This window comes from Idiomarina sp. 28-8 (genome assembly GCF_000320945.2).
Classification (GTDB): Bacteria; Pseudomonadota; Gammaproteobacteria; order Enterobacterales; family Alteromonadaceae; genus Idiomarina; species Idiomarina loihiensis.
The window spans coordinates 719720-731676 of sequence record NZ_DF266789.1; the positions used below are offsets into that span (position 1 = coordinate 719720).

Sequence of the window (11957 nt, forward strand, 5' to 3'; positions counted from 1 at the left end):
TGCATTAAGCTAAATCAAAGCGGTCTGCGTTCATTACCTTAGTCCAGGCTTTCACAAAGTCTTTAACAAACTTCTCCTGATTGTCGTCCTGAGCGTACAGCTCTGAATACGAGCGCAGTATAGAGTTTGAACCGAAGACTAAGTCAATGCGGCTTGCTGTCCACTTCAGTTCGTCAGTTTTGCGGTCACGAACTTCGTAGTGGTCATCCGCTTTCTTCCAGACATTGTTCATGTCGGTCAGATTAACGAAAAAGTCGTTGGTTAACGTACCGACACGGTCAGTGAATACACCGTGCTCAGACTCACCGTAGTTAGCGCCTAAAGCGCGCATACCACCGACAAGAACCGTCATTTCTGGCGCCGTTAATCCCATCAAATGGGTGCGATCCAGCATCAGTTCTTCGGCCGGTACCGCGTAATCTTTTTTCAGATAGTTACGGTAACCGTCATGCAATGGCTCTAAAGGCTCAAAGCTCTCCACATCGGTCTGTTCGTCGGTTGCATCACCACGGCCCGGCGCAAATGGAACCGTTACGTTATAACCGGCATCTTTTGCGGCTTTCTCAACCGCTGCCGTACCACCTAAAACAATCAGGTCCGCTAAACTCACTTTCTTGTCCAGCGTCGACTGCAGCTCTTCCAGTACACGAAGGACTTTGTGCAGTTTTTCCGGCTCGTTACCGTGCCAGTCTTTTTGCGGCGCTAAACGAATACGAGCACCATTGGCGCCGCCACGGAAATCTGAGCAACGGAAGTTACGTGCGCTGTCCCATGCGGTAGAAATCAGCTCGTAAGACGTTAACTCTGTGTTTAATAACTTCTCTTTTAAATCAGCAATTTCTTGTTCGCTTAAGGTGTAGTCCACTTTCGGAATTGGGTCCTGCCAAATCAGGTCTTCTTCCGGCACATCGGCACCTAAGTAGCGGTCTTTTGGACCTAAATCGCGGTGCGTCAGTTTAAACCAGGCGCGGGCGAATACGTCAGCAAAGTACTCTGGGTCTTTGTAGAACTTCTCCGCAATTTTGCGATAGTCCGGATCCATTTTCATCGCCATATCAGCGTCAGTCATAATGGGGTTATGACGAATGGACGGATCTTCCACATCGACCGGTTTATCTTCCTCTTTAATGTCGATAGGCTCCCACTGCCACGCACCAGCCGGGCTTTTCTTCAGCTCCCACTCGTAATTAAACAGCAGGTAGAAGTAACCGTTATCCCATTGGGTCGGGTTTGTCGTCCAGGCACCTTCAATACCACTGCTCATGGTGTCACGACCAACGCCTTTGCCACCACTGTTGCGCCAGCCCATGCCCTGCTCTTCAACATCTGCAGCTTCCGGCTCTGGGCCTAAGTTTTCTTCTTTACCATTACCGTGACACTTACCCACAGTATGACCGCCCGCAGTTAACGCACAGGTTTCTTCATCGTTCATTGCCATGCGTTTAAAGGTTTCGCGTACGTCTTTTGCGGTGCGAAGCGGGTCAGGGTTGCCGTCAACGCCTTCCGGGTTCACGTAAATTAAGCCCATTTGTACTGCAGCCAGTGGGTTCTCCAGTGAATCACGCTCTTCATCTGAACTGTAACGGTTTTTAGTTTCCGCCAGCCATTCCTTCTCGCTGCCCCAGTAAGTGTCTTCTTCAGGGTGCCAGATATCCTCACGGCCGCCGGCAAAACCAAAGGTTTTAAGACCCATGGATTCATAAGCCATATTACCAGCCAGAATGAATAGATCGGCCCAGGACAATTTGTTGCCGTACTTTTTCTTAATTGGCCACAATAAGCGACGTGCTTTGTCTAAGCTTACGTTATCCGGCCAGCTGTTTAACGGCGCGAAGCGTTGGTTACCTGTACCGCCGCCACCGCGACCATCGGCTAAACGATAAGAACCGGCCGAGTGCCAGGCCATACGAATCATTAAGCCACCATAGTGACCCCAGTCTGCCGGCCACCACTCCTGGCTGTCGGTCATAAAGTTTTTCAGGTCTTGCTTTAACTCTTCTAAGTCAATTTTTTTGAACTCTTCCGCGTAATTAAAATCTTCATCCAGCGGATTCGCTTTGGTGTCGTGCTGACGCAGAATTTCTAACTTCAGCGAGTTTGGCCACCAATGGGTGTTCGTCTTTTTCTCAGAGGTCATGCTGCCGTGCATGATAGGGCATTTACCGCCACCACTTGATTTAGTCATTTAGCCTTCCTTATTTTCTGTGCTCAATTTGAATATTCGTTATGTAAGTTATAGCAACGCCCGGCTATTTACTCAAAGGTAAGATTTCGTTTGCTTTGATAGGTTTTATAGATACAGGAGAAATGGCGGGAAAGATCGGAATGCCGTTAACATTCAACTTGTCACTTTTTTGAATGCTTGCCAACGACCATAGGTAGCCAAACGCCATAGCCACTCAAAAGGCCCATGATTAAAGTACTGCAGCCACCACTGGCTTAATTTTAACTGACAGAGCCAAAAAGCGAGAGCCAGTAATATCATTTCAAGCCTCCCCAGCTCGCCATATAAGCCAAATCCGTAGCCATAGAATAAGGTGGTGAAACACAAGGATTGCAGCAAATAATTTGTTAACGCCATACGGCCAGTCGGAGCCAAATTCTTCAAAATACTATTCTGATTTTTACTACGACAAAGCATTAAAGCGATGAAAGCCATATAAGCTAAACACAACCCTAAGGACGAAATTTGCATTAGAGAATAAAGCAAAGCCGCATTAACTGTCGGCAGAATCATTTCAGTAGCCGGTAAAGCACTTGCGTAAAGCGCAGCGGAAATTCCAGGTATCCCTCCCCAAATGAGGAACTTCTTATAAACTTTAGTTTGGGGCTCGGGGCTTGCGAAAACCCCACTCCGACTAAGAGCTGCGCCCAGAAGGAATAGTCCCAGAAAGGTCGAAATTGTGAAGACAATCTCACTGCTAAAAATTAAAGCAAACTCCTCAATGCGTGCTTCAGTTACTTTTTCATAAACGCCAGTGCCGTATGCCTCGTTGGCAAAACTTGCTACCTCAGATAAAGAGCTTTGCATTTCGTTAGCATCTATCTGGTATTGTTGTATTTCTTCTGACGATTGACTCGAAGAGTTAATTGAAACTGCAGATAACCATAAAAGCGCAACGGGCAAACTGATAAAAAATATCCCCCACTTCCACAGCCTACTCGCAGAGGTTCTGACAAAAAACAATAAAAACAGTCCGGCTATGGCATAGATGAATAAAATATCCCCCGCCCAGATAAAAACAGCATGAGCTACACCAATAAGGCCAAGCACTATAATACGCCGGAAAAACAGCCGCTTCGGTAAACTACTTTTCTGCGCCGCTCTGTCATAAAAAATGACAAAACCAATACCAAATAATAAGGAGAACATAGTGTAGAATTTACCTTCGGCAAAAACAAAAAGGCTCCAGGCTATAGCGTAATCAATACCACTTTCGTTACCTTCAACGCCTAATGAAGTCGTTGTTAGAGGGCTTTGAAAAAACGCCATGTTCATCAACAAGATCCCCAGCAAAGAGAAGCCTCTGAGAATGTCGAGTAATTCAATCCGCTGACTAGAATTTATAGAACACGCTGTCATATTTCTCTGGTCGGTTACCGTCATCAAAACTAGCTTACTCTAAATCCCTGAGGTAGCATACCCCCATGCAATGTACTCTATGTTCCTCAATATCCAAGCCTTTTTGCGCAGATAAAAAACGTCCGTATTTTCGCTGCACGGAGTGCGACCTTATTTTCGCAGACCCTGAATATCACCTGCCTCAGGACGAAGAAAAATCCATTTACGACTATCATGAGAATGGCCCAAACGATATTGGCTACCGTAAGTTTTTAAACCATCTGGCAAACCCCTTACTGGATAAACTGTCTCCGGGTATGGAAGGTCTTGATTTTGGTTCCGGCCCCGGTCCAACATTGAATTTAATGCTTGAAGAAAAGGGGTTGAAGATGTCTGTTTATGACATCTATTACGCGCCGGATACTGGCCAATTGAGTCGTCAGTATGACTTTGTCACCTGCACCGAAGTAGCAGAACATTTTCGTGAGCCCGATCTGGGTTGGGCGCAGTTAATTGGCTTGATCAAACCCGGCGGCTGGCTGGGCGTAATGACCTGCATGTTCACAAAAGAAACGGCTGACGACTTTAACCTGTGGAGCTACAAAGGTGACCCCACCCATATCAGCTTTTACACACCAAAAACCATGCAGTGGATAGCACAACGCTTCCAGTTACGCATTGAAGTAGTTAGCGACCGAGTCATTTTGTTTAAGAAGTAAACCTCTATTTAATAACAACACCGGCGTCTTTTAATTCTTGCCGCGCTTTCTCAGCGTCAGCTCTATCGATAAAGCGGGTGCCCTCTTCCACTAAAAAAGTTTCATAGTCATTTTTTGTGGCGTCGAGTGCCGTGGCTTTTACACACACTTCCAGCGCCAGGCCGACAACCCATACGCGTTTGATATTAAGGTGAACAAGTTCCGAGACCAGCCCCGTTTTATCGAACGCAGAATATTGATCAATATCGAAGCGAGTCCCTTTAGAAACTAAACGGGCGTTCTCGGGCAAGATAAGATCAGGATGAAACTCAGCGCCCTTGGTATCCTGTACACAATGCTCGGGCCATGGCCCGCCGCGCTCGTCAAAACTCACATGATGGCGCGGATGCCAGTCTCTTGAAACAAAGACCGGAATGCCGGCCTCCTGAGCCTGAGCGCTCAGTGCATTAATAACGGGCACAACCTCGTCGCCTTCATCCAGCGCCAGCTTGCCGCCCGGACAAAAATCGTTTTGTACATCCACAATGATCAGTGCATCGTTTTGTTCAAAAGTCGCTTTCATGAATATCCTCCGCTGAAAACCTGGGCTAACCCTCTTGTTTAAGGTGTTCGGTTATTTCTTTCTGGTAGCTCGCTAGTTTATCGCTTATCTCGACCGGATAAGACTTCTCCTTGCTGCTTATCGAGGAGACGTACTCGGGTAATTTACTTAACTGTTGCTGCGCGTACTGTCTAATTTCTTCAATGTCGCGCTGGTGAGAAGGCAACCTTTTGCCGCTTTGCATCACTTTTTTCAGCAATGGTTCGCCGGGTAACTGCTCTTCTGCACGAGCAATAGTGTCGCGACGGAAGCTGTCCCCAGACTCGCGAAAAACTTGCTTTTCGCCCGGCAAAACAGGCTTACCACTGGAAAGCTTCAAACGCCCCTTACCCGCGTATTCAACCAGTTTGTAGGCCATATCAAGTGCCGCTGCGTCATCAGAAACACCCATGCCGGTGCCCACACCGAAACCATCGATAGGTGCTTTTTCAGCTATTAGCTGAGCAATTTTATATTCGTCCAGTCCGCCGCTGGCAATAATCTCTAAATGGTTAAGGTTATGTTCGTCCAGCAGCTTTCTGGCTTTAACAGCAAGCTCACCCAAGTTACCGGAGTCCAGTCGAATGCCTTTTACTTTAAAGTCATCGCCCAGCTCATTGGCCAACTGAATGACTTTTTCTACACCTTTTAAGGTATCGATGGTGTCTACCAGTAGGACGGTTTCCGGAAAAACCTGGGTAAAATTCTTTAACGCCTGATATTCCGAATCGTGAGCCTGAATATAGCTGTGCGCCATAGTGCCAGCTACAGGTAAACCGTAAGTTCGCGCAGCCAGCATATTTGAAGTGGCAGCAATACCGCTTAAATACAGTGCCCGGCTGCCTTTTTTGCCCGCATCAATGCCATGCACCCTGCGTGCACCAAAATCCAGAACCGGCCGCTTTTCTGCCGCATGGGCAACTCGCGCCCCCTTTGAGGCCAATAAGGTTTGCAGGTGTATCTGATTCATCACCAGAGTTTCAATAAGCTGTGCCTGTGGCAGCGGCGCTTTAATCTCGACAATGGGTTCATTTTCAAAGAATACCGTACCTTCAGGAAGCGCTCTGACCTGCCCGGTAAACTCAAAATCACGAAGATAATCGATAAGCTGTTGAGAGAAGTTTTGCTCTTTTAGGTAGCGCAAATCGTCATCGCTGAACGACAGGTTTTCAATGGTTTCAAGCAAGGGATCTAACCCCGCAGCCAACAGAAATTTCCGCTCATTCGGAAGCCGCCGGACGAACAACGTAAAAACGGCGTCGTCTTGCATGCCTTCCTGCAAATACGCATCGAGCATTGTGAGCTGATACAAATCTGTGAACAGTCCAAGATCTTGTCGCTCAGTACCTGTCATAGCTTTCCTCTATTTGGTGTCTTTGCACTAAGTCTAGACAATGCACTCGCTTTTATGTAGCCAGAAAGCTGCAACTTCAGGCCGTAAGAACAAAAGCCGCCCGGCAGCGTTAACTACCGGACGGCTTTGTCAGTAAGTGTGTAAGAAGTAACTACTTACTTAATGGTTTTAAGAATATTCTCTAACGGCACCAGTTTAAGGTTCTGACCCGCTTCCGGCATGCGGTTACGTCCGTCCTGAACCATAAACGCGCCTTGCTCAAACCCTTTACCCAGAGACCGAGTTGTTACGTCAATGCCATCGGTTTCTGATGCGCCATCAATAGCTAACTCGGTATTGGTGCGAATACGAAAATGCGAAAGCAACGACCAGGGCGCCTGCCCTTCAAACACAATGTAACTGTCGTTGCCCTGACTGGACACAAACAATAAGTCTCTGCCATTGACCCGGGCGAAAGTCACGCCTTCAATGTCGTCAACCAGCTCTTCATGTTGGTCAACATTAATAATGGCTTCACCGGAGGTTGAACCATCCGCTGCAGCATCAAATAACCATACTGCAACGTCCTCTTCACCAACGAATAAACGTTGCGTTTTATCATCGACAACACAACCTTCAGGCTGAGAAGGAACGCTTAACTCTCTAACTTTTTCCATCTTGCCGTCGTTGCTTATAACAAACTGCTGAATAACGCCGGATTTGCCGTTTACATAAACGGAGGTCTGTTCTGTCGACTCATTGTAGCCCATGCAAAGACCGTAAATTTCGTCAATATCGGTAAGCGCATTGGCACCAACCGAAAGCTCTCCGTCTGCGCTAATATCAAACAATTGCAGGCTGTTGTTGTCACGCAAAGAAGCGACTGCCCAGGAGCCCCGAACATCGACATTATTCAGGCGGCCCACTGGGAATTCCTGAACAATGTTACCGGACATGTCATAAACATAGAGACCCGTGCGCTTGTCCGTAGCCATAATGCGGCTTTTCTCAGGGGCTTCCGGATGTACCCAAACAGCAGGATCATCAATTGCATCTCCGCGTAACGGTGAGGGTTCAGTCTGCAGTGTTGCCTCAACCTGAGACACCGGCTTTTTAACCGAACGCTGTTTTGACTCCAGAGTATCAATTGTCAGCTTGCTCGTTGCGGTCATGTCTTCTTCTGTCAACAATAGCTCGCCATTTCCTAAATCAGACACATCGGTTAAAGCTTCAGCGTCGTCAATTGCAAAGGCTTTATCAAACTTAAAACCCTGCTCATTCTGACGATACACCAGCAACCGCGGCGGTTCTTCTTCAAGCACCAGCAAACTGCCGTCATCAAGCAACTCCAGCGCTTTCACTTCGCCTTCAATAACACCAAAAGGTTTGGCTGCCGCAATTAAGTCGCGCCCCTGATCAACTTCCGGCTCTGCGTTATACGCCCACACAGCCTGATCCGCTTCGGCAACATACAGCTTTTGTTCCGCATTCGATACAACACAAGCCGTGCTGTCAAAAGGTACGTTCATATTACGGATAACCAGCGGCTCTTTTAGCCACTTTTCGTCCTGCTTTAACAATCGCTGTTCTGCACCGCCACGGCCGCCAAGCAGGAATACAGACAGCTGCTGGTTTTCGTAGCTCTCGTAAAAGCAGATATCCTCTACCACGCGGCTGGTAATTTCGCCCTTCCACACCGGCTGTATAGCTTTGCCGCTGGCACGCCAGAGAACAAGCTCCTGAGTGTTGCCTTCCATTGCGCCAATCAGGGTTTCACCATTACTTAACGGCAGAGTTCGCAGGTGGAAAAAATCGCCTTCGGCAACGCGTTTATCACCCAGACTGAGTCCGTCAGCAGTGACTTTCAGGTAGTCATTATTCAGTGCGACTTTATGACGAACATTGGTCTCTGTCGCTGACGTACCGCAAGCGGCAAGTAGCATCAAACTTGATGCTACCGCGCTTAAAATCATTTTATTTCTCATGGTTATCCTTTAAATACCGTTATTCCGTGTTACCAGTTAATTAGCTGCACACCCAGAGTGAAGCTGCGGCCATAGCTTTCGTACTGTGCGTTGTATCGCTTCTGGCCGGTGTAAACATAGTAGGGTTCATCGGTAATGTTGTTGGCCGCAAAGCTCAGGCTGACATGGTCGTTAATGAGCCATTTCGCGGAAAAGTCCAGAGTCAGATTGTCGTCTTCGTAAATGTCGTAACGGCTGTCTTCAACGTCACCAAGCTCAGCCAGATACTTTGACTTATAGTTCGCTGCCAAACGTAAGCTGACATCATAAACTTCGTAGCCAAGCGCAAAGTTTGCAGTCGTATCAGACTGGCTCGGCAGCGTAATGTCGCGTGACACAAGCTGACCATCGTCAATCCAGTCAACCGTTGCTTCCGAGTCAGTGAAAGTCAGGTTGGTATTGATTAAGAAGTTATCCAGCCAGTTATTAAAACCAGACACCTGATGCACAAAGTTGACTTCTAAACCGTAGACGTAAGCGTCATCACCGTTGATATAAGTGACGGCTTCATCGAAGTTTTCGTAACCCGGGCGACCGGCAACATCGGCTTCATAGACAAAGTTTTTAATGTCTTTGTAAAAGGCCATGGCGGAAATAACACCCAAGGTTTCATCGTAATGCTCAATACCAAAATCGAGGTTCTGCGTGGTTAATGGTTCAAGATCCGGGTTACCGAATTCAGCTTTCAGGTCGCCATCGTCATTTTCCAGGTAATAGCTGGATCTAACCTGTTCAAAGTTAGGTCTGACAAGACCGGTGCTGTAGGCCGCACGAATAATAGTGTCATTACTTAAGTCGTAGCGCGTCACCACACTAGGAAGCCAGTTTGCATCGCTGAATTTATCCGAAACTGGTGTAAAGGTTTCCAGTTCGTCGTCATAACGGTTACCGCGCCCTTCGCGCTCTTCATGTTCATAGCGCGCGCCAGCAATAACCTGCCATTTACCAAAGCCCATGTCGGCCATCAGGTAACCGGCACTGATGTCTTCATCAATTTCGTAAGAGGCGATACTCGATTCAACTTCATCCCGGAAGTTTTGTAACTCGAAGGTATTAATCATGTCCCAAAGTTTGCCGGCGGAAGCGCCGGGGCCAAATCTGTCCAGGCCATACTCAACATTTGACGACGTTTCGTAGTCAGCAAGCGTTAATCCGGTAACACCCAAGTCAGCAAAGTCTTCCATAATAAAGATGTTTTCTTCTGCGGACTTTTCGCGTTGGCTTAACTTAACACCGCCTTTAAAAGTAACCTGATAGCTGGGTTGTAACCAGTCATAAGCCACATCCAGCTTAACGTTCTTTTCAGTCTCTTCGGTGTAGGCGTCACTCACTTCCACTTCATCAATTTCATATTCTGACGCCTGATATGCAGTATCTGGCGCGTTCAGTTGCAAGCGTTTCAGACCTGAGTAGCCCAGGCCTTCGTCAAATTCCTGCGTAAACTTGGCTCCACCAATAGCAAAAGGCTGATCTTCGCTGGCTTTACTGGTACCTGCCTCCAAAGTGACATGCCAGTCATCAAATTTCTGTTTAGTGCCCAGCACAATCGCTGTAATTTCCTGAGTTTCTTTACGGTCTTTAAGCTCACGAACAATTTCGCCGCCAGCACTAGCTTCTGCGCCAATTGGATCAGCAAACTCAGTCACAATACCCTGACGAATTTCGGTATCCGCAAACTCACTGTACAGCGAGCGCAGGTAGAATTCAGAATCATCGGAAGGACGATAGTCCAGGTTTAAGGCCAAGCCGGTTCGCTCGCGGGTAACGGAGTAGGCGCGTTGCTCAAACTCTTCCAGGCCCGGTTCATCCAAGTCCCAGTTTCCGCCGGTTTCAACGTTGTCGGTAGTAAATGAGCGATCCTGATAACTACCGGCAAAGGCGATACCAAAACTGTCCGCTTTATCGCCGACATCAAAGGTGTTGCTGACAACACCCGAAACTTTTGGGTTCGTTTCGCTGGCCTGCTCGTTATAACCAACATCAGCAGTAAAAGAGTAGAACGAGCCCTCACGGTCAAAGGCCGTCATGCTTTGCAGTTCAATATTACCGCCCAGACTGCCTGCTGAGATATCAGGCGTCAGGGTTTTATTAACCACAACCGATTCCAGCAAATCCGCCGGAATAACATCTAGCGCCACGGCTCGGCGTCCGGCTTCAGGAGCGGCCAGCGAGGTGCCATTGTATGAAACCGAGTTTAAATCGGGGGCTAAACCACGAATGCGAATAAAGCGTCCTTCACCCTGGTCGCGCTCTACAGATAGACCCGGAATTCGCTGCAACGCGTCACTAACGCTGTCGTCCTGCAGCTTACCCATATCATCTTTTTTCAGAACATTGATAATACCGCCGGACTCTCGCTGCTCTTGCACTGCACGTTTTATTGAGTCGCTGTAGCCAATAGTAAGCACCTCTTCAATTCGCTTTTCTTCGGCTGTTTTATCTGCGCTCTGGTCCTGCGCTTCCTGAGCCATAAGTGGGGATGTAGCACCACATGAAACGGCAATAAGCCAAGCTAAATATGTCTTTTTCATAATCATTCAAACCCTGTCGTTTTTTGATTGATGCGACATACCTTAAAAGCAAAAAGTGACAATATGAGGATGCATATCGCCCGCTTATGAGCTCTTTTGATGCGGGTCAGTTAAGCTCAGAAAGCGAAACCGGCGTCACCAAACTGTCACAACCGGAGGTTAAAGTGTCTTTGTTCTAATGCCGAGATATGCGGAGACTTCAATGCAATTGATTAATTTACGCTATATCAGCAACTGGCGAGTTCTGCTCATTGCCGTAGTGGTTCTGCTTTGTTTGCTGCTTAGCAGTCAACTGGGTGTCGTTAAACCCTATGAAATCGTTGATCCGCTGGACATTCTTGGTGAGGGCTCGACCCTGTTCCTGACCATTTTAATTGTCATATTTATGGTTACTGACCGGCCTCGGGGTAATGTAACCAACCTCTTTTACAGCGGTGGTCTATTACTTATTTTTTCCATGACGCTGGACGTACTAGATGAATTTTTTCGCTATCCCGATGCCCTGCGGTTATTAAGCTGGCTGGAGTCCTTTCCGCTTCCGGTGGGGCTTATTATCATTAGTTTTGCCGCAGCTGAATGGCGGCGTGAAAACAAAATGCTGTCGCGACAACTTATGGTACGCGAAAAGAACCTTCGGTCTCACCAGTGGGTCGACCCTTTAACCTCGCTATACACCACCCCTTATTTTATCAAGCTGGTTGAACGGGAAATAGCGTTACAAAACAGTATTGATGCAGAGTCGACTGTATTGGTTAGCGTTAATTTCAAAAACTTCGCCCAGTATAATCATAAAATGGGTACAAAAGCCGGAGACGAACTCCTGCATCAGGCCAGCGAGTTAATGGTGTTACTGCTAAGGCCTCAGGACTGTCTGTGTCGGGAACACAGTGACCATTTTTTAATACTGCTTCCACAAACTCGCTTGTCTCAGGCGGACAGGTTAATGAAGGTTATAGCTCAGAATCTAAACTCCGAACTTGAGTTACCCAATTACATGAGTGTGGAAGTGCATACTCACCGCGTTGAAGAACTCTCGGCTGTTGATGCAATTACCGCATTACACACGCAAGTTGAGGAGATGACTCACTATGCGCCCCTGGCCAACTAACGACCAACGCCGTTTGCTTGGTAAACCCTTTATACGGGCGCTGCTGCCGCTTGCCGAGAGGCGCGGCATTTCCTCTTCGGAGCTTTTCAGGGGCACCTCC

Annotated in this window: 8 protein-coding genes; 2 read left to right on the plus strand and 6 right to left on the minus strand. The window is 47.6% G+C overall.

Annotated features, from left to right (window positions below):
• Positions 1-4: 4 nt before the first annotated feature.
• Both katG and RJ32_RS03605 read right to left on the minus strand, forming a co-directional pair.
• A complete protein-coding gene (katG, locus tag RJ32_RS03600; protein WP_034819106.1) occupies positions 5-2185 on the minus strand; it encodes a catalase/peroxidase HPI in 2181 nt (726 codons plus the stop codon).
• Between the two features lie 153 nt (positions 2186-2338).
• Positions 2339-3607: a DUF418 domain-containing protein gene (locus tag RJ32_RS03605; protein WP_082815435.1), complete on the minus strand. Its 1269-nt coding sequence runs from the start codon at positions 3605-3607 to the stop codon at positions 2339-2341.
• 41 nt (positions 3608-3648) lie between these two features.
• On the opposite strand from RJ32_RS03605, the gene RJ32_RS03610 reads away from it, so the two are divergent.
• A complete protein-coding gene (locus RJ32_RS03610; RefSeq protein ID WP_034819110.1) occupies positions 3649-4281 on the plus strand; it encodes a class I SAM-dependent methyltransferase in 633 nt (210 codons plus the stop codon).
• A gap of 4 nt (positions 4282-4285) precedes the next feature.
• On the opposite strand, the gene RJ32_RS03615 is transcribed toward RJ32_RS03610, so the two are convergent.
• The 4 genes from RJ32_RS03615 to RJ32_RS03630 all read right to left on the minus strand — a co-directional run bounded on the left by RJ32_RS03615 (position 4286) and on the right by RJ32_RS03630 (position 10749).
• Positions 4286-4843, minus strand: a complete 558-nt coding sequence (locus RJ32_RS03615; protein WP_034819112.1) for a nicotinamidase — start codon at positions 4841-4843, stop codon at positions 4286-4288.
• A gap of 25 nt (positions 4844-4868) precedes the next feature.
• Positions 4869-6215, minus strand: a complete 1347-nt coding sequence (locus tag RJ32_RS03620; RefSeq protein WP_034819114.1) for a nicotinate phosphoribosyltransferase — start codon at positions 6213-6215, stop codon at positions 4869-4871.
• A 155-nt stretch (positions 6216-6370) separates the two neighbouring features.
• Positions 6371-8179 carry a phytase gene (locus RJ32_RS03625; RefSeq protein WP_034819116.1) on the minus strand — a complete coding sequence of 603 codons (1809 nt, stop codon included), beginning with the start codon at positions 8177-8179 and terminating at the stop codon, positions 6371-6373.
• A 29-nt stretch (positions 8180-8208) separates the two neighbouring features.
• Positions 8209-10749, minus strand: a complete 2541-nt coding sequence (locus RJ32_RS03630; RefSeq protein ID WP_235598910.1) for a TonB-dependent receptor — start codon at positions 10747-10749, stop codon at positions 8209-8211.
• Positions 10750-10951: 202 nt separating this feature from the next.
• On the opposite strand from RJ32_RS03630, the gene RJ32_RS03635 reads away from it, so the two are divergent.
• Positions 10952-11857 carry a diguanylate cyclase domain-containing protein gene (locus tag RJ32_RS03635; protein ID WP_034819120.1) on the plus strand — a complete coding sequence of 302 codons (906 nt, stop codon included), beginning with the start codon at positions 10952-10954 and terminating at the stop codon, positions 11855-11857.
• Positions 11858-11957 lie beyond the last annotated feature (100 nt).

Bases quoted from the DNA above. Each gene is read 5' to 3' on its own strand.
- RJ32_RS03625 (WP_034819116.1), bottom strand. From the start codon at position 8,179: ATGAGAAATAAAATGATTTTAAGCGCGGTAGCATCAAGTTTGATGCTA.
- RJ32_RS03620 (WP_034819114.1), bottom strand. From the start codon at position 6,215: ATGACAGGTACTGAGCGACAAGATCTTGGACTGTTCACAGATTTGTAT.
- katG (WP_034819106.1), bottom strand. From the start codon at position 2,185: ATGACTAAATCAAGTGGTGGCGGTAAATGCCCTATCATGCACGGCAGC.
- RJ32_RS03635 (WP_034819120.1), top strand. From the start codon at position 10,952: ATGCAATTGATTAATTTACGCTATATCAGCAACTGGCGAGTTCTGCTC.
- RJ32_RS03615 (WP_034819112.1), bottom strand. From the start codon at position 4,843: ATGAAAGCGACTTTTGAACAAAACGATGCACTGATCATTGTGGATGTA.
- RJ32_RS03610 (WP_034819110.1), top strand. From the start codon at position 3,649: ATGCAATGTACTCTATGTTCCTCAATATCCAAGCCTTTTTGCGCAGAT.
- RJ32_RS03630 (WP_235598910.1), bottom strand. From the start codon at position 10,749: ATGAAAAAGACATATTTAGCTTGGCTTATTGCCGTTTCATGTGGTGCT.
- RJ32_RS03605 (WP_082815435.1), bottom strand. From the start codon at position 3,607: ATGACGGTAACCGACCAGAGAAATATGACAGCGTGTTCTATAAATTCT.